Source organism: Nocardiopsis suaedae (genome assembly GCF_027706745.1).
GTDB lineage: Bacteria > Actinomycetota > Actinomycetes > Streptosporangiales > Streptosporangiaceae > Nocardiopsis_A > Nocardiopsis_A suaedae.
Window position 1 is genome coordinate 1 of the sequence record NZ_JAQFWP010000087.1, and the last position, 22636, is coordinate 22636.

20 protein-coding genes are annotated in these 22636 nt (G+C 74.2%); 13 read left to right on the forward strand and 7 right to left on the reverse strand.

What is annotated here, in order from left to right:
• Window positions 1-251: 251 nt before the first annotated feature.
• Window positions 252-1031, reverse strand: coding sequence for a response regulator (locus O4U47_RS28500; protein ID WP_408639043.1), 780 nt, complete (start codon window positions 1029-1031; stop codon window positions 252-254).
• Window positions 1032-1076: 45 nt separating this feature from the next.
• Window positions 1077-3347 (reverse strand): ATP-binding protein, encoded by a 2271-nt coding sequence (locus O4U47_RS28505; protein WP_270681078.1) that lies wholly within the window; start codon window positions 3345-3347, stop codon window positions 1077-1079.
• Window positions 3348-3916: 569 nt separating this feature from the next.
• On the opposite strand from O4U47_RS28505, the gene O4U47_RS28510 reads away from it, so the two are divergent.
• A complete protein-coding gene (locus tag O4U47_RS28510; RefSeq protein ID WP_270681079.1) occupies window positions 3917-5293 on the forward strand; it encodes a dipeptidase in 1377 nt (458 codons plus the stop codon).
• Window positions 5294-5345: 52 nt separating this feature from the next.
• Window positions 5346-6329, forward strand: a complete 984-nt coding sequence (nudC, locus tag O4U47_RS28515; protein ID WP_270681080.1) for an NAD(+) diphosphatase — start codon at window positions 5346-5348, stop codon at window positions 6327-6329.
• Between the two features lie 17 nt (window positions 6330-6346).
• Here the strand turns inward: nudC and O4U47_RS28520 are convergent, their stop codons facing one another.
• Together O4U47_RS28520 and O4U47_RS28525 are read right to left on the reverse strand one after the other, a co-directional pair.
• Window positions 6347-6829 carry an ANTAR domain-containing protein gene (locus O4U47_RS28520; RefSeq protein ID WP_270681081.1) on the reverse strand — a complete coding sequence of 161 codons (483 nt, stop codon included), beginning with the start codon at window positions 6827-6829 and terminating at the stop codon, window positions 6347-6349.
• A 99-nt stretch (window positions 6830-6928) separates the two neighbouring features.
• Window positions 6929-7189 (reverse strand): mycoredoxin, encoded by a 261-nt coding sequence (locus tag O4U47_RS28525; protein WP_270681082.1) that lies wholly within the window; start codon window positions 7187-7189, stop codon window positions 6929-6931.
• Window positions 7190-7561: 372 nt separating this feature from the next.
• Between O4U47_RS28525 and O4U47_RS28530 the strand changes: the two genes are divergently transcribed.
• The 7 genes from O4U47_RS28530 to O4U47_RS28560 all read left to right on the forward strand — a co-directional run bounded on the left by O4U47_RS28530 (window position 7562) and on the right by O4U47_RS28560 (window position 13367).
• The gene (locus tag O4U47_RS28530; protein WP_270681083.1) at window positions 7562-9748 is read left to right on the forward strand and encodes an ATP-dependent DNA helicase UvrD2; all 2187 of its coding nucleotides are present in this window, start codon (window positions 7562-7564) and stop codon (window positions 9746-9748) included.
• Window positions 9738-10643 (forward strand): acyl-CoA thioesterase II, encoded by a 906-nt coding sequence (gene tesB, locus O4U47_RS28535; RefSeq protein WP_270681084.1) that lies wholly within the window; start codon window positions 9738-9740, stop codon window positions 10641-10643. The genes O4U47_RS28530 and tesB overlap by 11 nt, the downstream gene beginning before the upstream one ends.
• 165 nt (window positions 10644-10808) lie before the next feature.
• Window positions 10809-11141 (forward strand): hypothetical protein, encoded by a 333-nt coding sequence (locus tag O4U47_RS28540; protein ID WP_270681085.1) that lies wholly within the window; start codon window positions 10809-10811, stop codon window positions 11139-11141.
• A 190-nt stretch (window positions 11142-11331) separates the two neighbouring features.
• The gene (locus O4U47_RS28545; protein ID WP_270681086.1) at window positions 11332-11610 is read left to right on the forward strand and encodes a WhiB family transcriptional regulator; all 279 of its coding nucleotides are present in this window, start codon (window positions 11332-11334) and stop codon (window positions 11608-11610) included.
• A 76-nt stretch (window positions 11611-11686) separates the two neighbouring features.
• Window positions 11687-11860, forward strand: coding sequence for a hypothetical protein (locus tag O4U47_RS28550; RefSeq protein ID WP_270681087.1), 174 nt, complete (start codon window positions 11687-11689; stop codon window positions 11858-11860).
• A gap of 166 nt (window positions 11861-12026) precedes the next feature.
• Entirely contained in the window at window positions 12027-12587 is a 561-nt protein-coding gene (locus O4U47_RS28555; RefSeq protein ID WP_270681088.1) for a M48 metallopeptidase family protein, read from the forward strand.
• 294 nt (window positions 12588-12881) lie between these two features.
• Window positions 12882-13367: a hypothetical protein gene (locus O4U47_RS28560; protein WP_270681089.1), complete on the forward strand. Its 486-nt coding sequence runs from the start codon at window positions 12882-12884 to the stop codon at window positions 13365-13367.
• A gap of 118 nt (window positions 13368-13485) precedes the next feature.
• On the opposite strand, the gene O4U47_RS28565 is transcribed toward O4U47_RS28560, so the two are convergent.
• Both O4U47_RS28565 and O4U47_RS28570 read right to left on the reverse strand, forming a co-directional pair.
• Window positions 13486-14034, reverse strand: coding sequence for an NUDIX hydrolase (locus O4U47_RS28565; RefSeq protein WP_270681090.1), 549 nt, complete (start codon window positions 14032-14034; stop codon window positions 13486-13488).
• Window positions 14031-15464, reverse strand: coding sequence for a zinc-dependent metalloprotease (locus O4U47_RS28570; protein ID WP_270681091.1), 1434 nt, complete (start codon window positions 15462-15464; stop codon window positions 14031-14033). The genes O4U47_RS28565 and O4U47_RS28570 overlap by 4 nt, the downstream gene beginning before the upstream one ends.
• Before the next feature lie 145 nt (window positions 15465-15609).
• Between O4U47_RS28570 and O4U47_RS28575 the strand changes: the two genes are divergently transcribed.
• The 3 genes from O4U47_RS28575 (at window position 15610) to O4U47_RS28585 (ending at window position 18572) form a co-directional block, all read left to right on the forward strand.
• Window positions 15610-16713: an NAD-dependent epimerase/dehydratase family protein gene (locus O4U47_RS28575; RefSeq protein WP_270681092.1), complete on the forward strand. Its 1104-nt coding sequence runs from the start codon at window positions 15610-15612 to the stop codon at window positions 16711-16713.
• A gap of 293 nt (window positions 16714-17006) precedes the next feature.
• On the forward strand, window positions 17007-17450 hold the full coding sequence (locus O4U47_RS28580; protein WP_270681093.1) for a molybdenum cofactor biosynthesis protein MoaE: 444 nt from the start codon (window positions 17007-17009) through the stop codon (window positions 17448-17450).
• Window positions 17451-17510: 60 nt separating this feature from the next.
• Window positions 17511-18572: a YlbL family protein gene (locus O4U47_RS28585; protein WP_270681094.1), complete on the forward strand. Its 1062-nt coding sequence runs from the start codon at window positions 17511-17513 to the stop codon at window positions 18570-18572.
• Window positions 18573-18671: 99 nt separating this feature from the next.
• On the opposite strand, the gene O4U47_RS28590 is transcribed toward O4U47_RS28585, so the two are convergent.
• On the reverse strand, window positions 18672-19196 hold the full coding sequence (locus tag O4U47_RS28590; protein ID WP_270681095.1) for a PPA1309 family protein: 525 nt from the start codon (window positions 19194-19196) through the stop codon (window positions 18672-18674).
• Between the two features lie 252 nt (window positions 19197-19448).
• Between O4U47_RS28590 and O4U47_RS28595 the strand changes: the two genes are divergently transcribed.
• Window positions 19449-22487 carry a UPF0182 family membrane protein gene (locus O4U47_RS28595; RefSeq protein ID WP_270681096.1) on the forward strand — a complete coding sequence of 1013 codons (3039 nt, stop codon included), beginning with the start codon at window positions 19449-19451 and terminating at the stop codon, window positions 22485-22487.
• Window positions 22488-22636 lie beyond the last annotated feature (149 nt).

Here is a 22636-nt window from a genome sequence, read left to right on the forward strand (position 1 = left end):
CCGGGGAACCGCCCCGCTTGTGCCGTCGCCGCCGAACACGGCGACCACGCACTCACCCGGTGGCCGACCGATCCGCAGGTAGGGCCGCTGACCTTCGTCGTCGCCGCTCTCGGCCGGGCACTCCCGGGGTTCGGCGGACGGCTGGTGTCCGGGAGTGGGGTACCTGCCGAGCCCCGCCCGCCTGGACCGCGAGGAACCCGCCGGACGGCAGGCGTGGCCGTAGCGGGTGCCTGCCCTCGTCGGTGCTGCTCTCAGACGATGCCGTTCTCGTAGGCGAACACCACTGCCTGGGTCCGGTCGCGCAGGTCGAGCTTCATCAGGATGCGGCCGACGTGGGTCTTGACCGTCTGCTCGGACAGCACCAGCTCTTCGGCGATCTCGCCGTTGGACAACCCCTTGGCCACCAGTCGCAGCACGTCGGCCTCGCGTGGGGTCAGGGAGGCGTAGGCCTCCGGGCGGGCGGTCGCGCGTTCGCGGCGGCGGGCGGCGATGTCGGCGATCAGACGCTTGGTCACCGACGGCGCCAGCAGCGCATCCCCGCGCGCCACGGTGCGCACCGCCGCGCGCAGGTCGTCCACCGGGGCGTCCTTGAGCAGGAACCCGCTGGCGCCCGCCCCCAAGGCCTCGTACACGTACTCGTCCAGGTCGAACGTCGTCAGCACCAGCACCTTCGTGCCGGATCCGGCCGTGCCCCCGGCGGCCTCCCCGACGGTTCCGGCGGCCTCCCCGACGGTTCCGGCGGTTCCGACCGGGTTCCCGGCCGTACTCCCGAGCGCGTTCCCGGCCAGTTCCCCGGATGCGGTCCCGGCCGGCCCGCCGAACGCGGTCCCGGCGTCTCCGGCCGGGGTCTGGGCGGTGATCCGGCGGGTGGCCTCCAGGCCGTCCATCGCGGGCATGCGCACGTCCATCACGACCACGTCCGGACGGTGCTCGCCCGCCAGCCGCACGGCCTCCCGGCCGTCGGCGGCCTGCGCCACCACGCTGATGTCCTCGGCCGCGTCGAGGAGCGCGGCGATCCCGTCGCGCACCATCGCCTGGTCGTCTGCGACTATCACGGAGATCGGCACCGGACCACCCTACTGCGCGCCGTCCGCCTCCAGGGGCAGTCGGGCCTCGACCGCGAAGCCGCCGTCCGGCGTCGGCCCGGCCCGCAGGGTCCCGCCGAGGACGGCGGCCCGCTCCCGCATGCCGACCAGCCCGTGGCCGCCCGGCCCGAATCCGCCGCCGACCCCGTCCTGCGCCGCCGGTCCGTTGACCACCCGCACCTCCAGAGCGCCGCCCTCCGGCCCCAGCTCCACCTCCACCCGCGCCCCGGGCGCGTGCCGGGCCGCGTTGCTGAGGGCCTCCTGCACGATCCGGTAGGCCGAGCGCCCCACCGCCTCCGACACGGCCGCCTCCCGCGAGCGGTCGTCCACCGCGACGCGCATGCCCGCCGTCCGCGCCCCCTCGACCAGCTCCCCGAGCCGGTCCAGCCCCGGCTGCGGCGCCCGTTCGGCGTCCTCGCCCTGCTCGCGGAGCAGCCGCACCACCCTGCGCATCTCCGTCAGCGCCTCGCGGGACGCGTCGCGGATGGTCGTGAAGGTCTCCGCCGCGCCGTCCGGCAGCCCCGGGTACTTGTAGGGCGCCGCCTCGGCCTGGATGGCGATCATCGACATGTGGTGCGACACCACGTCGTGCAGCTCCCGCGCGATGCGCGAGCGCTCCTCCAGCGCCGCCTGCCGGGCGTGCTCGCGGCGGCGCAGCTCCGCCTCCCGTGCCAGCTCCCGCTGGGCCGACAGGCGCCCCCGCACGTTGGCCCCGAGCGCCGCGATGCCCGCCGCCAGGGCGCACGGCCACAGGGTCTGCAGCAGCGGCGTCCCGGCCAGGGGAGCCGCGGGCAGGAAGGCGGCGAGCGCGGTCGCGGCGGCCACCCCCGCTGCGGTCCGCCCGCCGTGCGCGACGGCGACCGCGTACACGAGGACCGCCATGACCACCAGGCCCGCCGCCGGCCACGGCCACAGGTCGTGCGGTGGCGCCCCGAACGCGCCGATGGAGACGACCGCCAGGACCAGGCCCCCCGACCCCAGCCGCCATGCCAGAAGCGGAGCCGTCGGCACCAGCGCCAGCGGAAGCCCCGCCGCCGCTCCCAGCGTCCACGCCAGCGGGTACGGCAGCAGGTGGAACAGGGCCAGCTGCACCCCGGCCACCGCCGACGCGCCGACCGAGGCCGCGCCCAGCACGCCCCAGGCGATCCGCTCGCGGGCCAGCACCTTCGGCCCCGGCCGCGCGCCGGAGGAGGGCGGCGGCGGGTCCCCTTCGGAAGGCATCAGCAGCCACAGGGACGCGTACACGGCGAGGGCGACCACGGCGGTCCCCGGTGTCAGCAGCACCGCCGCCACCCGCAGGGCGATGCGCCCCGACCGGGAACGGGGCGCGAAGGCCGCGCACACCCCCGCGATCAGCCGCGTGTCCCGGGGGCGGCGCGGCCCGCCGAGCAGCCGCATGGGGCCGCCCGGCCGACGCACCGGCGCCCGCCACACCGCGTCGACCACCCCGTCCACCAGCGGGATGGCGGGCCGGTCCGGCGGGGGCGGCGGCGGAGCGGCGCGCACCCCGCTCTCCTCACGGCGCATCCGGACGTTGTCCCCGGTGACCAGGGCGGTGGTGGCCATGAACGCGTATACCAGCGCATCGGACAGGTCCCGTCCGGGCAGCGCCCCCTGGGCGAGGAAGAGGGCCGTGGTGGCCGCGCCGACCGCGGTCGCGATCCCGCGGTGGTACTGCGCTGCGACGAGGTAGAGCACGATCATGAACGGCAGGAGCACCGGAGCGGTCACCCCGGTCTCGACCGGGATGTCGCGCGGCAGGACGAACGTGACGGCCAGCGCGGGAACCATCAGCCGCCAGGTCAGCAGCGGCGAGCGCGCGAGCAGCAGCATGGGCGCGCCCACCGCGATGCCCACGGCCAGCGCCGTCCAGCGCGGGATCCCGTAGTCGTACAGCTCAGGCCCGACCGCCCAGGCGGTGAACAACGCCGCCGCCACCAGGACGAGCTGCCGGTTCGCGGCGGCGCGGCCGCGGGCCCGGGGGCGTCCGGCCGCGTGCACCAGCCACAGCACCGGGTACAGCAGCGCGGGCAGCACGGTGACCACGAACGTGCGGCGCACACGCTTCACCGGGAGGCCCTTCCGCGCCGCGCGCTCGGCGCACACGCCCCCGACCTGCGGCCGGGGGACGGGCTCGGGCGCGGGGGCGGGCAGGAGGCGCTCCAGCTCGGACGGGGGACGCCAGAGCGCGTCGTAGAAGGCCCTCCCGAACCGGGACGGTGCCCTCGCCCCGCGCTCGTGCCCGACCGCGTCCTCGTCCATGCCGCTCCCGCCTGTGACAGCCCTGTCGGACCGAACGTTAGGCCCCGACCAGGGCTGCCGCCATCACCCTGAGGTGGGACATCGCGACAGAGTGGTGTGGGGTGGCGTGGGCCGCAAGAGGGCTGTAGGGCAGGTCCGCAGAGGGCGCCGGCTTCTTCGGAGGTCGGTGCGGGGCGTGTCCACCTTCCGCCCACGGCCTCCGGCCCGGCCCCCGTTGATCTCGGGAGAAACGACGCTAAAACCGCGCTTGTAGGGTCGTTTCTCCCGAGATCAACGCCGAGGGGGCGTACCGGTCGTGCTGGACCGGTCCACGGGAAACGACACCACTCCAGCAGACACGATCCGGGGCGCCGAACGCCCGGTCCGCCTCCGCGCCCCGCCGGGGCCCCGACGACCCCTCGTCGCGGCGACCGATCGACACCGCCCCTGGCGAGCGGCGCCGCACGTGCGGTTTCAGAGGCTCCTCCCGCTATCGCCGACGCGGGGGTCCGGGCGGAAAGGTCGGAGGACTACCCTCGATAGCGGCCCACAAGGCCGTCGTCGGAACGGAAAGGCAACGGTGCCTGCGAATGGATGCGCGTACCTACATCGAAGAGCACCGCGGCGCGTTCGTCGCCGCCCTCAAGGAATGGCTGGCCATCCCCTCCGTCTCGGCGGACCCCGACCGGCACGGTGACGTCAGGCGCTCGGCCGAATGGCTCGTCGCCCACCTCAAGGGCACCGGGTTCCCCACGGTGGAGGTCTGGGAGACCGGCGGCCTGCCCGCCGTCTACGCCGAATGGCCCGCCGCCGCCCCCGGCGCCCCCACCGTCCTCGTCTACGGCCACCACGACGTCCAGCCGGCCGACTCCGCCGAGGGGTGGGAGACCGACCCCTTCACCCCCGTCGAGCAGGGCGACCGCCTCATCGGCCGCGGCGCCTCCGACGACAAGGGCCAGGTCCTCTTCCACGCCCTGGGCGTCCGCGCCGGGCTGGCGGCCTCCGGCGCCGACGCCCCGCCGGTCACCCTCAAGCTCCTCATCGAGGGCGAGGAGGAGTCCGGCTCCCCGCACTTCGCCGAACTGCTCAAGGCCCGCCGCGACCGCCTGGACTGCGACGTGGTCGTCGTCTCCGACACCACCATGTGGGCCGCCGACACCCCCTCCATGTGCGTGGGCATGCGCGGCCTGGTCGCCGGGCAGATCGACCTCTACGGCCCCGACCGCGACCTGCACAGCGGCACCTTCGGCGGCGCCGTGCCCAACCCCGCCGCCGCCATGGCCGACCTGCTCTCCGGCCTGCACGGCCCCGACGGGCGCATCGCCGTGCCCGGGTTCTACGACGACGTCGTGGAGATCGGAGAGGAGGAGCGCGACCTCATCGCCCGGCTCCCCTTCGACGAGGGCGAGTGGCTGGCCACCGCCTCCAGCCGGGCCGTCTCCGGCGAGGCCGGGTACAGCACCCTGGAGCGCATCTGGGTGCGCCCCACCGCCGAGATCAACGGCATGTGGAGCGGCCACACCGGCTCCGGCGGGAAGACCATCGTCCCCTCCTCCGCCCACGCCAAGCTGAGCTTCCGTCTGGTGCCCGACCAGGAGCCGCTGCGCATCCAGCAGGCCGTGCGCGCCTACGTGGAGGCGAACGTCCCCGACGGCGTGATCCCCGAGGTGTCCTTCTCCGGACCCGGCGTGCGCCCCTGCGCCTCGGACCTGTCCTCCGACGCCGTGCGCGCCGCCCGCGCCGCCATGTCCCGCGCCTTCGGCACCGAGGTCCTCTACACCCGCGAGGGCGGCAGCGGCCCCGAGGCCGACCTGGCCGACATCCTCGGCGCCCCGCTGGTGTTCGTCGCCGTCGGCCTCGACGACGACCGCATCCACGCCCCCAATGAGAAGGTGGAGGTCCCCCTCCTCCTCAAGGGCGCCGAGAGCGCCGCCTACCTGTGGGAGGACCTGGCCCGGCGCGGCTGAGGCCCCTCCCGTTCCGCACCGCTTTCGATCCAGGAAGGCCCAGGAAGGCCCCATGAGCATGCCCGACCCCGTGCCCCTGCTGTCCCGCAGCGCCGTCGACATGGCCGGACACCGGCGCGGCGACGAGGAGTGGCTGGAGAAGGCCTGGGGCGACCCCGCGACCCGTGTGCTGGTGCTGGAGGGCGGCGACCCGGTCACCTACGGCTGGCGCAACCTGATGTCGCGCCAGTCGCGGGCTCTGGTGCGCGACACCGGCGACGGCGGTGTCCGGCTGGAGTTCGCCACCCCCGCCGCCGCCCCCGCGGGGGAGCGGTACCTGCTCGGTGTCGGCGCCGACGGTAACGCCTACTTCGCGGTGCACGCCGCCGAAGGGGACCCCCTGGAGGAGGCGGAGCACGGGCCCGGTGTGCGCGCGGCGTCGCTGCGGGACGCCGGGGCGGTGCTGGACGATGCCGAGGCCGGGCTGCTCACCCACGCGGTGGCACTGGCCAACTGGCACGCCTCGCACCGGTTCTGCCCCATGTGCGGGGCGTCGACCCGGTCGTCGGCCGCCGGGCACGTGCGGGTGTGCGAACGCGAGGGCACCGAGCAGTTCCCCCGCATGGACCCGGCGGTGATCATGCTGGTGGTCCGGGAGGACCCGGACGGTGAGGAGCGGTGCCTGCTCGGGCACAACCCCGCCTGGCCGCAGGGCCGCTACTCGGTGCTGGCGGGCTACGTCGAGCCGGGGGAGTCCCTGGAGCACGCGGTCGAGCGCGAGGTCGCCGAGGAGGTGGGCGTGGCCGTGGCGGACCCGGAGTACGTCTCCTCCCAGCCGTGGCCGTTCCCGCGCAGCCTGATGCTCGGGTTCACCGCCCGCGCCGTGGGGGAGGCCGAGCGCACCGACGACCAGGAGATCACCGACGTGCGGTGGCTGTCCCGCGCGGAGCTGCGCGCGGCCGCCGAGGGCGGCTCGGTGGCGCTGCCCGGCCGGGTGTCGATCGCGCGGCTGCTCATCGAGCGCTGGTACGGCGGGCGGCTCCCCGGCGCGTGGTGACGGGCGCCGGACCCGCCTCAGGCGCGGCCGCCCGCCGCCTCGGCCGCGGTCCCGGCCCCGGCGAGCTCGGCGGGCAGCGGGGTGAGCGGGTTGGTGCAGCTGGCGACCACGTCGCGGGACAGGTCGGCGACCTTGCGCCCGCGCGAGCGGGCCGCCGAGCGCAGCTTCTCGAAGGCCTCGCGCGGTGCGAGCCGGTGCCGCTCGGCGAGCACCCCGATGGCCTGCTCGACCACGACGCGCGTCTGCAGCGCGTGTTCGAGCTGGGCGACGGTGATGCGCAGCCGCTCCACCTCGGTCGCGTCGTCGCCGGCCCGCGGCGGCGCGGGCGGGGCCTCGGGGACGCGCTGCTGCTCGGCCGCCAGGATGTCGGCCAGCACCATCGCGTTGACCAGGTCGGGAACCTGCTCGCCCTGCACGCTCCAGCCGCCGGGCGTGCGCCGGATGACCCCCGCCTCTGCCGTCGTCTCCTCGCCGTCTCTGGTCCGGCTCTGTGCTGCCACGTGGTCCCCCTCGTGATCTGGGCCCCGGCCGGCCCGTGCGGTGCGGGCCGGCCGGGCGGCGCGGCGCGCCCGGGAGGTGCCGCCCGGAGGCGGCCCGCCTCAGGCGAGCGCGGCGATCTTCTCCTTGACCTGCTTGGCGGACGGGTTGGTGAGGGCCGTACCGTCGCCGAACAGCACGGTCGGAACCGTCTGGTTGCCGCCGTTGACCTGCATCACGTACTCCGCCGCGGCCGGGTCCCGCTCGATGTCCACCTCGTCGACGGCGATGCCCTCCCGGGCGAGCTGGCTCTTGAGCCGCTTGCAGAAGCCGCACCACGGTGTGGTGTACATCGTGATCGGACCGGTGCTCGGGGTGGTCATCGAACCTCTCCTCGTTCCGTCGAACAGGTCGTCGCCGGTGCACGCCGCCCGAAAGCGATCAGAACACCGCCTAGTGACAACGCGGCGGGCCTCCCCGAGCTTCCCCGTATCGGCCGCATCACCTCGTGGGACGCCTGCGGCGCCCGGGTGGTTCCCGCCAGAACCCCTGCGGGAGCGGCGTTCGCGCGCCGCCGCCGCCGTCCACAGGCGCGCACCGGGACTGCGCACACGTCCGCGGCGGCCCCCGATACTTGAGAGACTCGACGGGCAGAGCGGGGCACGGGTGGCCGGAGTCGGCCGCGCCCCGCGGACGCGGAGCCGACGCGCACGGAGCCGGCTCGGCCGACACGGAACCGGGAACGGAGGAGCCGCATGGACCCCGACCGCGTGCTGGAGGGGCTGGACCCCGAACAGCTTGAGGCGGCCCGCGCCCTGCGCGGGCCGGTGTGCATCCTGGCGGGGGCGGGGACCGGCAAGACCCGCGCCATCACGCACCGGATCGCGCACGCGGTGGCCTCCGGCGTCGCGGCCGAGCAGCAGATCCTCGCGGTCACCTTCACCACCCGCGCCGCGGGCGAGATGCGCGGACGGCTGCGCGCCCTGGGCGCCCCCCGGGTCCAGGCCCGCACGTTCCACGCCGCGGCGCTGCGCCAGCTCTCCTACTTCTGGCCGCAGGTGGTGGGCGGCCCACCGCCCACGCTGATCGACTCCAAGCTGCAGGTGGTGGCGCGCGCCGCCCGTGACTGCGGGGTGGAGGCCGACCGGACCGCCCTGCGCGACCTGGCCTCGGAGATCGAGTGGTCCAAGGTGACCCAGGTGCGCCCGGCCGACTACGAGAGCGCCGTCGCCAAGGCGGGCCGCACCGCCCCCATGGCCCCGGTGGAGGTGGCCCGGGTCTTCGAGGGGTACGAGGAGATCCGCCGCGAGCGCAACCTGCTCGACTTCGAGTCGATGCTGGAGCTGACCGCCGCCATGCTGGCCGAGCGCCCCGAGATCGCCGAGCGCGTGCGCGACCAGTACCGCTACTTCGTCGTCGACGAGTTCCAGGACGTCAACCCGCTGCAGAAGCTCCTGCTGGACGCCTGGCTGGGCGACCGCGACGACCTGTGCGTGGTGGGCGACCCGGGCCAGACCATCTACTCCTTCGCCGGTGCCACCCCCGCCTACCTGACCCGCTTCGCCGCCGCCTACCCGCACGCCACCCTGGTGCGGCTGGTGCGCGACTACCGGTCCACCCCCCAGGTGGTGAAGGTCGCCAACGACGTCCTCAAGCGGTCCCGCCCCATCGGCGGCGGCGACCAGCGGATCGAGCTCCTCGCGCAGCGCCCCGACGGGCCCGACCCCTCCTACACCGAGTACGACGACGAGCCCGCCGAGGCCTCCGCGGTGGCGCGCCGCATCGCCGCCCTGGTCGACTCGGGAACCCCGGCGCGGGAGGTCGCGGTGCTGTTCCGCACCAACTCCCAGTCCGCCGCCTACGAGCAGGCCCTCGCGGACGCGGGCATCGCCTTCACCGTGCGCGGCGCCACCCGGTTCTTCGAGCGCCAGGAGATCAAGCAGGCCGTGCACACCTTGCGGGGGGCCCGGCAGGGCGGGGGAGGCGAGCCGCTGGCCGGGACCGTCCGGCCGCTGCTGGCGCCCCTCGGGCTGACCCCCGAGGCGCCGGAGGGCCGCCAGGCGCGCGAGCGCTGGGAGTCGCTGGCGGCGCTGGCCCAGCTCGCCGACGACATCGCGGTGGAGCGGCACCGCGGCTCCTGCGCCGCCCCCGGCGAGGGCGGGGCCGCGGCCCCGCCGGGCCCGGGGCCGCTCCCGGCCGAGTGCTCCTGCGGGCGCCCCTACACCGCCACGCTGGACGACTTCGTGGAGGAGCTGGAGGCCCGGGTCGCCACCGAGCACGCCCCGGAGATGGAGGGGGTCACCCTGGCCTCCCTGCACGCCGCCAAGGGCCTGGAGTGGGACGCGGTCTTCCTCGTCGGCCTCACCGAGGGCACGCTGCCCATCGTCTACGCCGAGACCGACGAGCAGGTCGAGGAGGAGCGGCGGCTGTTCTACGTGGGCGTCACCCGCGCCCGCGAGTACCTGTCGATGTCGTGGGCGCTGGCGCGCTCCCCGGGCGGGCGCAAGGGGCGCCGCCCCACCCGGTTCCTGGACGGCCTGCGCCCGGCCTCCCCGTCGCTGGCCTCCGGCCGCCGCGACCGGTCCCGCGCGGGCAAGGTGGTGCGCTGCCGGATCTGCGGGAACACCCTCACCGACGCGGCCGAGCGCAAGGTCGCCCGGTGCGCGGACTGCCCGGCCGACTACGACGAGGCGCTGCTGGAGCGGCTCAAGGAGTGGCGCAAGGGCACCGCGCAGCGCCTGGGGGTCCCGGCCTACGTGGTGTTCACCGACGCCACCCTGCAGGCGGTGGCCGAGCTGGAGCCCTCCGGCGTGTCCGAACTGTCGCGGATATCCGGTGTCGGCGCCGTGAAGCTGGAACGCTACGGTGAGGCGGTGCTGGCCCTGTGCGCGGGGGAGGAGCCCCCGGTGCCCGAGGAGGAGGGGGAGCGCGATGGCGGATGAGAAGGCGGCGCCGGACGCGGGCGGGGAGGCGGCCGCGGCCGGCCAGTCCCTGGAGTCGCTGCTGGACATCCTCGACCTGGAGCGGATCGAGGACGACATCTTCCGGGGCTCCAGCCCCGACCACGGCCCCCAGCGGGTGTTCGGCGGCCAGGTCGCCGGGCAGGCGCTGGTGGCCGCCGGGCGGACGGTGCCCCCCGAGCGGGCGGTGCACTCGCTGCACGCCTACTTCATCCGCCCGGGCGACCCGTCGGTGCCCATCGTCTTCCAGGTGGACCGGGTCCGCGACGGCCGCTCCTTCACCACCCGCCGGGTGACCGCCGTCCAGCACGGCCGGGCGATCTTCACCCTGTCGGCGTCCTTCCACAAGGCCGAGCCGGGCCTGAGCCACCAGGTGCGCATGCCCGAGGTGCCCGGCCCCGAGGAGCTGCCCACCGCCCGCGAGCGGCTGGAGAAGGCGCTGGGCACGGTGCCGCGGTTCGCCTACTGGCACCCGATCGAGATGCGCCCGGTGGGCGCGATGTCCTTCGAGGTCGGCGCCGACCCGGCGCTGCGCACCACGGAGAACCTGGTGTGGATCCGGGTCGACGGCCGCCTGCCGGACGACCCGCTGCTGCACGTGTGCCTGATGACCTACGCCTCGGACCTGACCCTGCTGGACACGGTGCTGCTCCGGCACGGGCGCTCGTTCGAGGGCATCTCCATGGCCAGCCTCGACCACGCCATGTGGTTCCACCGGCCCTTCCGCGCCGACGAGTGGCTGCTCTACGCCCAGGAGACCCCCTCGGCGGAGGGGGCGCGCGGGCTGGCCCGCGGCCTGTTCTACACGCGCGAGGGCGAGCTGGTCTGCTCGGTGGTGCAGGAAGGGCTGATCCGGGTCGTGGGCGACGGCGGCTGAGCCGGCGCGGTTCCCCGGGACTTCCGGCCGGATCCGGACGAATTCGCAGGTCAAAAATTGGTTGCCGCGCATCGGCGACCCCGTCTAGTGTTAACTCCCGTCAGCGACCGCGCAACGGTCCGCGGCGAGAGCCGCGTACCCGACCGAGAGGAGGTGTCCCATCCGATGATCGCAATGAAGAGCGCATTCGGTGCCGTGTCCGGCACGGCCCCGCGCTTCATGGTGCTCTCCGCCGATGAGTGGGGCACCGAGCGCGGCGTGCCGTTCGGCCCTGCGACCTATTCCGCCCGTAGCGGCCTCGACATGTCCTTCGCCACCGGCGGCGCCCGGCGCCTCCGCGACCTGAAGGCCGGCCTGATCCAGGCCGACGTCGAAGCAGCGATCACGGGAGGAGTGCGTCCGGTTCAGGCCGAACGCGGACTGCCCGGGTTCGTTCACGCAGCAACCCCGCGCCCGCAGGGCGCAGTGGGGGCGTGTCCACGGAGTAGACCGGCGTAACAGACGCCGAGCGAGTCTTCCGTGGCCGCGGCCCCGCACAGGGGCCGCGGCCACATTCGTCTCCGCGGAACCGGTCCCCGCCTGAAGGGCGGAGACCGATCTCCGCGGCGCGGCAATCAGGCACCGGCCCCGGATCGAAGATCCGACCGTCGAAGTCGCAACGCGTAGACGAAAGATCAGGAGGACACCGATGCTCGCGTCGGTCCTGGAGACTCCGTGGCTCGGTGAGGCCGAGGTTCCCTGCCGGAGGGAGCCCGACCTCTTCTTCGCCGAGGCGCCGGCCGATGTCGAGGCGGCCAAGGCCGTCTGCCAGAGCTGCCCCTTCCGTGAGCAGTGCCTGGCGGACGCCCTTGAGCGCCGTGAGCCGTGGGGGGTCTGGGGCGGCGAACTGCTCGTCGCCGGAAAGGTCGTCCCGCGCAAGCGTCCGCGGGGCCGCCCCCGCAAGCACCCGCAGCCGGTCGCGGCCTGACCGCACGGCGCGGACGCGCCGCACCCACGCCCCGACGTCCCGGTTCACACCGAATTCCGAGAGGAAGCCCGAACCCATGCTGAACGAACTCATGGCCGCCCTGAAGACCGCCCCGCTGCCCGAGGGGGACACCGCCCACCGGGAGCGCGAGCGGCGCAGGCTGTCGGCCCGGCAACTGCGGGCCGAGATGCGCGAACACGCCCGCATGGAGCGCGCGCTCATGGAAATAAGCTGGTCGCGCCTGTGTTGACGGCGCGACGGCGCCGTCGCCGGAGGCCGGCGCCCCACCGGGGCGCCGGCCTCCGGCCCGTCCGGGACCCGTCCCGGGGTCCGACCAGGGGATCGTTCATGCCGCATCCCTAAAAATGCGCAATCTCCCCCTGTGGTAGGAGTCAACTCTGGGATACCGTGACGTTGTGCCTCAGAACACAGAGATCGAGGTACGGCGGAGTGCCCGCCGCAGGCGGACGGTGTCCGCCTACCGCGACGGGAACAAGACGGTCGTCCTCGTCCCCGCCACGTTCTCCCGCGCCGAGGAGAAGCGCTGGGTGAGTCGGATGCTGGACCGGCTCGAGGCCAGGGAGGAGCGCCGCCGCCCCGGCGACGCCGCCCTGCACGAGCGCGCCGTGGAGCTCGCGGAGCGCTATCTCGACGGCCTGGTCAGCCCGGACAGCGTGCGCTGGGTGGACAACCAGAACACCCGCTGGGGGTCGTGCACCCCGGACACCGGTGCGATCCGCCTGTCGCGCAGGCTGTCGGGCATGCCCTCGTGGGTGATGGACTACGTGCTGGTCCACGAGCTGGTCCACCTGGTCATCCCGCACCATGGGCCCGAGTTCTGGGAGATGGTGCACCGCTACCCCAAGGCCGAGCGGGCCCGGGGGTACCTCGAAGGCGTCAGTGCCGCCTCCCGCCTGGCCGACGGCGGGAGCGCCGAAGAGTCCGCGCCCGAAGAGGACGACGTCATCGGCGAATGACCGTCCCGGGACGCCCGGACCCGGCAGGCGCGGGGCTCCGCGCCGCACCCGCTTCTCTCGCGCCCGGCGCCCCTGACACGGTGGAGCCCACCGGGAGCGCAGCGCGGCCATCGGGCCTCTCCGCTGACGACGTTCCGTATGTCCAGGTCGGCGCTGTGTAGCGGTGGGCGTGGCGGAAGAGGCCGGAATCCTCTTGTGTTCGGGGGATTGACGCGCCCAGGACGCGAAATTACCTTCGCGTAAATTACCGGCCGGAAACACCGGCGGGTAGCCCCGCACACGAAGGTAGGTACCGTGTCCCGTATCTCCCCCAGACCCGTCGCCGTCGTCCTCGGCGCCCTGGCCCTGACCGGCCTGGCCGCCTCGCCCGCCGCCGCCGCGCAGGGCTTCGTGGACGGCACGATCTCGGCCGAGGGCCAGTCGTGCTCCTGGACCGACGGGGTCACCAGCGACCAGGCCCCCACCCCCCTGACCGTCGACCGCACCACGATCAACACGTCCGGAACCGGGAACCTGTCCTGTGACGGCGACACCACCGCCGCCCTCAACAACGACCCCGGCGTGACCTTCGACGACGCCGCGGGCACCCTCACCGTCGACGTGCTGGACATCTCCGTGTCGGTCCTCGGCATCACCTGCCGCTATGAGGGGACCGGCGTGTCGGCCCAGCGCGACGGCGACACCCGCACCTACACCACCAGCACCGAGATCCCCCTCGCGGAGGGCGGCTTCCTGTGCCCCGACCCCGCGTCGGTGACCGCTTCCCTCAGCTTCCGCTGATCCCCGCCCCCGTCCGGGGCCCCTGACCGCGGTCCGGCGGTCGGCCCCGGGCGGCCACGGAAAGTGACGGGGGTGCCGCGTCCGATGACCGCTCCCGGCGCCCCTGTCATGCACCCCTCTAGCGCCGCGCGCGCACCGCCTCGGAGGCGGCGGCGAACAGGGCCCGGCAGGCGTCGTCCGTCGGGTCGGGAATGTCGTCGACCGGGAACCAGCCCAGGTCGTCCGACTCCTCCGGGTCGATGGCCAGCACGGCGCCGTCCGGGGCCACCGCCGCGAACTGCACGTCCAAGTGCCAGGTGCCCCCGCAGCAGCCCACCCGGTGGCGGTCCAGGCGCACCGGGCCCGGGAGCACCTCCACCCCGCGGATGCCGCTCTCCTCCTCGGCCTCGCGCAGGGCCGCGCCCGCCAGGGTGGTGTCGGCCTCCTCGAAGTGCCCGCCGGTCTGCAGCCACAGGCCGACCTTGCCGTGCAGCGTCAGGACGCCCTTGGAGCCGGACGGGTCCAGCACGGCGGCGCTGGCGGTCAAGTGCCCGGCCGCGCAGGAGCGGCTCAGGGCGTCGGGGTGGGCGTCCATGTGCGCCAGGTAGGAGCGGCGGAGCCCGTCGTTGCGGGCATCGGGCGCGGACCAGGCCTCCAGGACGGCCCTGACGTCGGCGGCCAGGCTCATGCGCGCCCGTCCCCGTCGCCCCCGCCGTCCGTACCGGTGTCCCCGTCCCCGCGGGAGCCCTCGCCGTCGCCGCGAGAGTCCCCGCCGTCCCCGCGCTCCCCCTCGGCGCCGGGGTCCAGCTCCCCGGTCAGCCGGGAGATGTCCAGGTCCAGGTCGCCGCCGGAGGCGCGCCCGGACACGAACGCGTCCGGGTCGTCCAGGTCCTCCCCGGAGGGCATCAGGTCCGGGTGCTCCCAGACCGCGTCGCGCCCCTCGGCGCCGCGCGCCTCGGTCAGGGCGGTCCACAGCCGGGCCGCCTCGCGCTGGCGGCGCGGGCGCAGCTCCAGCCCGACCAGGGTGGCGAAGGTGTGCTCGGCGGGCCCACCGGTGGCCCGGCGCCGCCGGATCGCCTCGGCCAGCGAGGCCGACTGCGGCAGGCGGCCGCGCACCGCGTCGTCCACGACCACCGACACCCACCCCTCGATCAGCGCGATCGCCGTCTCCAGGCGGGCCAGGGAGGCCTTCTGCTGCGGGGTGTCCTGGGGCTGCAGCAGCCCCTCCCCGCCGGACAGCGCCTCCTGCAGGGCCTCGGGGTCGGACAGGTCGATGCCGCCGAGCCGCTCCTCCAGCGCGCTCATGTCGAACGACATCCCGGCCGCGTACTCCTCGATGAGGCCGAGCACGTGCGAGCGCAGCCACGGCACGTGCGCGTACAGCCGGTGCACCGCCGCCTCGCGGGCGGCCAGGTACAGCCGCACCTCCTCCTCGGGCACGCCCAGGCCCTCGCCGAAGCCCTCCACCCCGGCCGGGATGAGCGCGGCGCGCCCCTCCCCGGCCAGCGGCAGGCCGATGTCGGTGGAGCCGACGACCTCCCCGGCCAGCTCACCGATGGCCTGGCCGGCCTGCTGGCCGACGAGCATGCCGCCCATCTGGCGCACCATGCCCATCAGCGGCCCGGCGACCGACTGCATCTCCTCGGGCATGTTGGCGCCCATCGACTCCACGATGCGGGAGGTGAGCGGGTCGCACAGGCGGGTCCAGGCGGCCATGGTGCGCTCCACCCACTCCGAGCGGCTCCAGGCCTGCGCGGTCTGGACGCCGGAGGGCAGCGGGGTCGCGCCGTCCAGCCACAGGTCGGCCAGGCGCAGTGCCTCCTCGACCTTGGCCGAGTCGACGGGCGAGACGCTCGCGTCCCCCTTCTGGGAGACGGTGTGCCGGGCGATGTTCTTGGCCATGTCCCAGTTGACGCCGCCCGGCGACGCCTGCTGCGCGCCGGGGGCGGGCTGGGCGGCCATCATGTCGGCGAACTGGCGCAGCATCTGCGCCATCTGCTGCGGGTCGCCCAGCGGGAACCCGCCGGGCGACCCCGGGGTCTCTCCGCCTGGGCCGCCGCTCCCGGAGCCGGAGTCGCCCGAGCCGCGACCCGACTCGTCGTCGGGGTCGTTGGGCATGCTGAAACCAAATGGCAGGTCGCTCACGATCAGACCTCAGGCAGGATAGGAATGTCTCCACTGTCACGTTAGCTGGGAGCAGGCCGGAGTGAGTACCCGAAACAGCCAGGTTCGCCCTGAGCACAGTCCGCGGGGTGATGGGCCGGTGGTGGCCGTGACAGGGGCCGCCGCCGGTGTCGGCCGGCTGCTGGTGGAACGACTGGGGGCCGCCGCGGGTTCCGGGTCCGGCCCGTGGGGGCTGCCCGCCCCCGGGCGGGTCGTGGCCGTGGACGCCGGACCGCCCCCCGAGGACCTGGCCGCGGACGACGGGGTGGAGTGGCGCTCGGCCGACGTGTGCGACCCGGCGCTGGCCTCCCGGCTGCGCGGGGTGGACGTGCTGGTGCACGCCGACACCGACCGCTCGGCGGACACCCCGCGCCGGGAGCGGCGCGCCCGCGCGGTGCGGGCCGCCCAGACCGTGCTCACCGCGGCCGCCGCCGAACGCGTGCCGCAGGCGGTCCTGGTGACCGGGACCGCCGTCTACGGCGCCGCCCCGGACAACCCGATACCGCTGCCCGAGGACGCGCCGGTGCGCACCGACGGCGCCGACGGCCTGGCCGGGGACTTCGCCGAGGTGGAGGAGGTGGGCGAGCGGGCCCGGCGCGCGCACCCCGGGCTCTCGGTGGCCGTGGTGCGCCCGGCGCCGCTGGTCGGCCCGGGCCTGGACACCGTGGTCGGGCGGCACTTCGCCGCGCCCCGGCTGATCTCGGTCAAGGGGGTGGAGCAGCGCTGGCAGTTCTGCCACGTGGAGGACCTGGCCTCGGCCCTGGAGCTGGTCGCCCTGGGCGGGGCGGGCGGCGGCGACACCGCCCTGGCCGTGGGGTGCGACGGCTCGCTCGGCCAGGAGGAGGCCGAGGAGATCACCGGCCTGCGCCGCTTCGAGGTGCCGCCGGGCATCGCCTTCGGCGCCACCGGCCGCCTGCACCGCGCCGGGATCACCCCGGCCGCCGCCGGGGACCTGAAGCACCTGGTGTACCCGTGCGTGGTGGACTGCGCCGCGCTGCGCGAGGCCGGGTGGAAGCCGGCCTACGGCAACGCCGAGGCGCTGCGCGCGCTGGTGGAGTCCGAGGGGGAGGCCACCGCGATCGTCGGCCGCCGCCTGGGCCGCAAGGAGGCCGCCGTCACCGCCGCCGGCGCGGCGGGCGCCGCCGTGGCCGCGATCGGTACCGCGGCCGCCGTCCGCCACCTGCGCAAGCGCCGGAAGTCCTGAACCGGGCGGCAGGCCGTGGCCGGAGCCGGACGCCCGGCCTGGGCCAGGGGTGCGGGACCATGGGCCGGTGGGGCATCGGCCCCCGCCCCCGAAGGCGGGTGAACGTGCGATGGAACGTGCAAAGGCATGGACCACACGCCCGTGCAGTGGTCTAATGCGGGAACCACACCACCAGCGGGGAGCGTGGGGCGACGGGGGCCGCGGGCCGGGTCGTAGAGGTCTCCAAGGCGCCGCCGTTCAGCCTGTGAGCTGCTTGGACGTTCCTCCTGCCGTCGTAGGGCGTTGATACGGTCATGCATGTGGAAGCCATCACTCTGGTAGGACTGCGCGACACACCGATCTCCGTCGACGAGGCCGTCTCGGCCGTCGGCGACCCCAGGGCGGGCGGCACCGCCTTCTTCGTGGGCACCGTCCGCGACCACGACCACGGCCGCGGCGTCACCGGGCTGGCCTACTCGGCCCACCCGACCGCCGAGGCCGAGATGCGCCGGGTCATGGAGAAGGTCGTGGCCGACACCTCCCGCGACGGCCGCCCGGTGTGGCGGGTCGCGGCCCTGCACCGCGTCGGCGATCTGGAGATCGGCGACAACGCGGTGGTGGTCGCCGCCGCGGCGGCTCACCGCGCCGAGGCCTTCGACGCCTGCCGCAGGCTCATCGACGACATCAAGGCCGAGGTCCCCATCTGGAAGCACCAGCGCTTCACCGAGGGCGACGCCGAATGGGTGGGCGCCTGCTGACGGCGGGCGCGGCGGCACGCCGGAGGCGCCCGGCCCGCCGGGGGCCGTAGTCTGGGCACCATGCTCCGTCGCGCCAAGACGCTCATCACCGCGGTCGTGCTGCTGGTCGGAATCGCCGTGGGGGCGGCGTTCCTCCCGGTTCCCTACCTGGTGGCCTCGCCCGGCATCTCGCTGAACACCATCGGCGACGACGCCGACGGCGACCCGGTCATCCGGATCGACGGGCGGGAGAGCTACCGCCACGACGGCGACCTGGCCATGGTCACCGTCCAGTACGCCGGGGGTCCCGGGCGGCGGATGGACATCCTCACCGTCATCAGCGCCTGGCTCTCGCCGACGCAGGCGGTGCTGCCCGAGGCCGCGCTCTTCCCGCCGGACCGCAGCGCCGAGGAGGTCAGCGAGTCCCAGACGATGGCCATGGACGACTCGCAGACCGCGGCGGTGGCGGCGGCGCTGGGCGAGATGGGCGTCGAGTACGACCTGCGGCCCGTCGTCGCCGCGGTCACCGAGGACGCCCCCGCCCAGGGCCGCCTCAAGGCCGGGGACGTGCTCCTGGAGGTCGACGGGGAGAAGGTCGCCGACAAGGGCGAGGCCGCCGAGCGGGTCGGCGACCGCGAGCCCGGCGACCCGGTGGAGCTGACCGTCGAGCGCGACGGTGAGCGCACCGGTGTCGAGGTCACCACCGAGGACGACGGCGAGGGCGGGGCGGTCGTGGGCATCATGATCGCCGACGACCCGGACTTCCCCTTCGACGTGGACTTCCGGATCGAGAACGTGGGCGGCCCCAGCGCCGGGCTGATGTTCGCGCTCGGGATCATGGACCGCCTCGACCCCGAGGGGCTGACCGGCGGCGCGGACGTGGCCGGGACCGGCACCATCGACGCCGAGGGGAAGGTGGGCGGCGTCAGCGGGGTGGCCCAGAAGATGGTCAGCGCCCGTGACGAGGGCGCCGAGTACTTCCTGGTGCCGGCCGAGAGCTGCCCGCAGACCTTCGACTCGGCGGCCGCCGGCGACATGGAGGTCCTCAAGGTCGAGGAGCTGGACGGGGCGCTGACCGCCCTGGAGGCCATCAAGTCCGGCGAGGGCCTGTCCGACCTGCCCCGCTGCGAGCCCGGGGCGTGACGCGCCCGCCCTCCCCGTGTTGCTCTCGGGGAGAACGCCCCTAAGAGCGCGCTTGTAGGGCCGGTTTCCCCGAGATCAACGACAGAAGGGGCGGCGCGGTCAGTCCTCGTCCTCCTGCAGGGTCAGCTCCAGCGCCGAGGTGAGCGCGGGCACCAGGTCGGGGCCGTTGAGCACCTGGTCGTCGCTGTCGTGGGCGCGCATCCGCAGCGCCGCGTGGCGGCCGCCGTCCCGCAGCACCCCGGCCACCATCCGGACCTCCTCCGAGCCGTCCTGGGCGGCGGCCCAGTCGCCCGTGCCGCCGCGCGGCGGGTCCAGCGTCGCGTCGGAGCCCTTGACCACCAGGCGCTCCATGACCAGGGCGCACCCGGCCACCGCCTCGGGCCAGGCCATCCGGCCCAGCGCCTCCTCCAGCGGCACCCCGTCGGGCAGCGGCTCCTGCTCGACCGGGGTCAGCTCGGCCGGGTCGGCCGAGGCGTCCAGCCCCAGCATCGAGGCCAGCGCCGGCTCGCGCCGGGCCAGCTCGGCGGTGGGCACCAGGGCGTAGACCCGGGGCGGCTGGTCCCACCCCTGCTCGGAGGCGTGCTGCTCCAGGTCCATGACGGCTTCGCGGATGTTGAGAGTCACGCGTCCATGGTGCCCGATCGCGGCCCCTGACGCCCCGCCCCGGCCGAGTAGGGTCGGGGGCACCGTGCATCCGATACGCCGCCGATGCCGTGCCGATGTGATGTTGTCATCCGCCCGGCGCGGGGTTTCGGGAACCCGGCGCGCGCACAATAAGTTGCCGATACAGAGGGGTCCTGTCCCCTCGCCGTCCATTGACGAACATGACGAGGGGGAGGCGTGAGCTTCCGAACGCCCGGCGCACCCACCGCGCGCATGCCTCGACGTAACCGGCTGCTCGCGCCTGTCGCGGTGGCCGTCGTCGTGATAGTCGCGGGTCTGCTGGTCGCCGCCAATTTCGTGACCGACTACAAGTGGTTCGCCTCGGTCGGTTACACCTCGGTCTTCTGGACCGAGATCCGCACCAGGGCCCTGCTGTTCGTGGGCGGGGCCGTGCTGATGACCGTGTTCGTCGGCGCGAGCGTGTACTTCGCCTACCGGACCCGGCCGCTGACCCGCCCGGCCAGCCTGGAGCAGCAGGGCCTGGACCGCTACCGGATGGCGATCGATCCGCACCGCAAGCTGTTCTTCTGGCTGATCGCCGGCGGCCTGGGGCTGCTCACCGGCGCCTCGGCCAGCGCCGAGTGGGGCACCTTCCTGCAGTGGGCCAACCGGACCCCCTTCGGCCAGGCCGACCCGCAGTTCGGCGTCGACATCTCCTTCTTCGCCTTCACCTATCCCTTCCTGCGCGCCGTGCTGGGGTACCTGTTCGCCGCGGTCGTGCTGGCGTTCATCGCCGCGGTGATCGTGCACTACCTGTACGGCGGCGTGCGCCTGCAGACCCAGGGCCAGCGCGCCACCCCCGCCGCCCGGGTGCACCTGTCGGTGCTGCTGGGCGTGTTCGTGCTGCTGAAGGCGGGCGCCTACTGGCTGGACCAGTACGGACTGGTCTTCTCCGACCGGGGCTACACCTACGGCGCCTCCTACACCGACGTGAACGCGGTGCTCACCGCCAAGATCGTGCTGGCCATCATCGCGGTGGTGTGCGCGGCGCTGTTCTTCGCCAACATCTACTTCAAGAACGCCATGGTGCCCCTGGTCAGCCTCGGGCTCCTGGTGCTCTCGGCGGTGCTGATCGGCGGCGTCTACCCGGCCGCGGTGCAGCAGTTCCAGGTCAGCCCGAACGAGCAGCGGGCGGAGAACCCCTACATCACCCGCAACATCGAGGCCACCCGGGACGCCTACGACATCGCCGACGCCGAGACGCAGACCTACGACGCCGAGACCGAGCTCACCCCCGAGCAGCTCTCCCAAGAGGCCTCCACCATCCCCAGCGTCCGGCTGGTCGACCCCTCGGTCGTCTCCCAGACCTTCCAGCAGATGCAGCAGGTCCGCGGCTTCTACCAGTTCCCCGAGGTGCTGGGGGTGGACCGCTACCAGGACGCCGAGGGCAACTCGGTCGACACCATCATCGCCGCGCGCGAGCTGGACGGGCCGCCCGAGGGCCAGGACAACTGGCTGACCCGGCACACCGTCTACACCCACGGCTTCGGCATCGTGGCGGCCGCCGGCAACCAGGTCGACAACGAGGGCCGCCCGGTCTTCACGCAGTACAACATCCCGCCCACCGGTGAGCTGTCCGAGGTCACCGGCGAGTACGAGCCGCGCATCTACTACGGCCAGCAGGGCGCCGACTACGCGATCGTCAACGCCGAGCCGGAGTACGACTACCCGCTCGACGCCGACGAGAGCACCGAGGACATCACCACCTCCGAGGACGTCGAGGGTGAAGGGGGCGGCGGCGCCGACGAGGCCCGCGCTCCGGCCGACGGCCAGGAGGGCGGCGGCGAAGGCGGCGGCGAGGGCGCCGAGCAGTCGCCCGAGCAGTCGCCCGAGGCCACCGAGGGCGGCGGCGGAGGCTCCGAGGACCCCGGCAGCCAGGCCACCAACCACTACGAGGGCGACGGGGGCGTGCAGCTCGGCTCGTTCTTCGACCGGGTGCTGTACGCGCTCAAGTACCGCGAGCCGGACATCCTGCTGAACACGGCCATCACCGACGAGTCCAAGATCATGTACGACCGGGACCCGTCGCAGCGGGTGGAGAAGGTCGCGCCCTTCCTCACCGTCGACGGCAGCGCCTACCCGGCCATCGTGGACGGCCGCGTGCAGTGGATCGTGGACGCCTACACCACCAGCTCCGGCTACCCCTACTCCACGCCGATCGACTTCTCCCAGGCCACCGAGGACACCTTCAGCGAGGGCGGCAACAACGCCACCGCGCTGCCGGGCAACCAGGTGAACTACATCCGCAACTCGGTGAAGGCGACCGTGGACGCCTACGACGGCACGGTCACCGTCTACGGGTGGGACGAGAGCGACCCGGTCCTGCAGACCTGGTCCAAGGCCTTCCCCGGGGTGGTCACCAAGAAGTCCGAGATCGGCGACGAGCTGGGCAGCCACCTGCGCTACCCGGACGACCTGTTCAAGGTCCAGCGGGAGATCCTGAAGCAGTACCACGTCACCGACGCCGACGCCTATTACGGCGGGCAGGACTTCTGGGACATCCCCGCCGACCCGACCAAGGAGGGCGACAGCCCCGAGCCGCCGTACCGGCAGACCATCCGCTACCCCGGCGACGAGGAGGCGCACTTCTCGCTCACCTCGACGTTCGTCCCGCGGGACCGGGAGAACCTGGCGGCGTTCATGTCGGTGGTCAGCGACCCGTCCTCGGAGGACTACGGCAAGATCCGGATGCTGGAGCTGCCGCGCAGCAAGGTGATCCTCGGTCCGGGCCAGGTGCAGAACGCCTTCCAGTCCGAGGCCAGCGTCCGCGAGGTCCTGCTCCCGCTGGAGCAGAGCGACGCCACCTCGGTGACCTACGGCAACCTGCTCACCCTCCCGTTCGGCGACGGCATGCTGTACGTGGAGCCGCTCTTCGTGCAGGCCGAGGGCGGGGCCGCCTACCCGCTGCTGCAGCAGGTGATGGTGGCCTTCGGTGACGAGGTGGCCATCGGGGAGAACCTCCAGGTGGCGCTGAACAACCTCTTCGAAGGCGGCGAGGGGCCGCTGGAGGAGGGCGGAGCCGGTGAGGACGCCTCCGAAGGCGAAGGCGAGGGCGAAGGCGACGCCGGCGGAGGCGGCGGGGGCGGCGACGCGCTGTCCCAGGCGCTGGACGACGCCGCCCAGGCCTACGAGGACAGCCAGCAGGCGCTGCAGGACGGCGACTGGGAGGCCTACGGCAAGGCCCAGGACGAGCTCGCCGACGCCCTGGAGCGCGCCGAGGAGGCCCGCAACGAGCAGGAGGAGGGGAACTAGCCGCCCCCTTCCGCGCCCGGCGGCCGGGGACGCCTCCCCGGCCGCTGGGCCCCGCCCGGGGCTCCGGTTTGGCACCTGTGCGGATCCGCGCTACTGTGAAGACACACCGACGCGGGGTGGAGCAGTTCGGTAGCTCGCTGGGCTCATAA

Excerpts from the sequence above, each read along its gene's own strand:
- O4U47_RS28505 (WP_270681078.1), bottom strand. The coding sequence starts at position 3,347 with ATGGACGAGGACGCGGTCGGGCACGAGCGCGGGGCGAGGGCACCGTCC.
- O4U47_RS28570 (WP_270681091.1), bottom strand. The coding sequence starts at position 15,464 with ATGCCCAACGACCCCGACGACGAGTCGGGTCGCGGCTCGGGCGACTCC.
- O4U47_RS28525 (WP_270681082.1), bottom strand. The coding sequence starts at position 7,189 with ATGACCACCCCGAGCACCGGTCCGATCACGATGTACACCACACCGTGG.
- O4U47_RS28545 (WP_270681086.1), top strand. The coding sequence starts at position 11,332 with ATGCTCGCGTCGGTCCTGGAGACTCCGTGGCTCGGTGAGGCCGAGGTT.
- O4U47_RS28580 (WP_270681093.1), top strand. The coding sequence starts at position 17,007 with ATGCATGTGGAAGCCATCACTCTGGTAGGACTGCGCGACACACCGATC.
- O4U47_RS28550 (WP_270681087.1), top strand. The coding sequence starts at position 11,687 with ATGCTGAACGAACTCATGGCCGCCCTGAAGACCGCCCCGCTGCCCGAG.
- nudC (WP_270681080.1), top strand. The coding sequence starts at position 5,346 with ATGAGCATGCCCGACCCCGTGCCCCTGCTGTCCCGCAGCGCCGTCGAC.
- O4U47_RS28540 (WP_270681085.1), top strand. The coding sequence starts at position 10,809 with ATGATCGCAATGAAGAGCGCATTCGGTGCCGTGTCCGGCACGGCCCCG.
- tesB (WP_270681084.1), top strand. The coding sequence starts at position 9,738 with ATGGCGGATGAGAAGGCGGCGCCGGACGCGGGCGGGGAGGCGGCCGCG.
- O4U47_RS28530 (WP_270681083.1), top strand. The coding sequence starts at position 7,562 with ATGGACCCCGACCGCGTGCTGGAGGGGCTGGACCCCGAACAGCTTGAG.
- O4U47_RS28500 (WP_408639043.1), bottom strand. The coding sequence starts at position 1,031 with ATGGTGCGCGACGGGATCGCCGCGCTCCTCGACGCGGCCGAGGACATC.
- O4U47_RS28585 (WP_270681094.1), top strand. The coding sequence starts at position 17,511 with ATGCTCCGTCGCGCCAAGACGCTCATCACCGCGGTCGTGCTGCTGGTC.
- O4U47_RS28510 (WP_270681079.1), top strand. The coding sequence starts at position 3,917 with ATGGATGCGCGTACCTACATCGAAGAGCACCGCGGCGCGTTCGTCGCC.
- O4U47_RS28565 (WP_270681090.1), bottom strand. The coding sequence starts at position 14,034 with ATGAGCCTGGCCGCCGACGTCAGGGCCGTCCTGGAGGCCTGGTCCGCG.
- O4U47_RS28595 (WP_270681096.1), top strand. The coding sequence starts at position 19,449 with ATGCCTCGACGTAACCGGCTGCTCGCGCCTGTCGCGGTGGCCGTCGTC.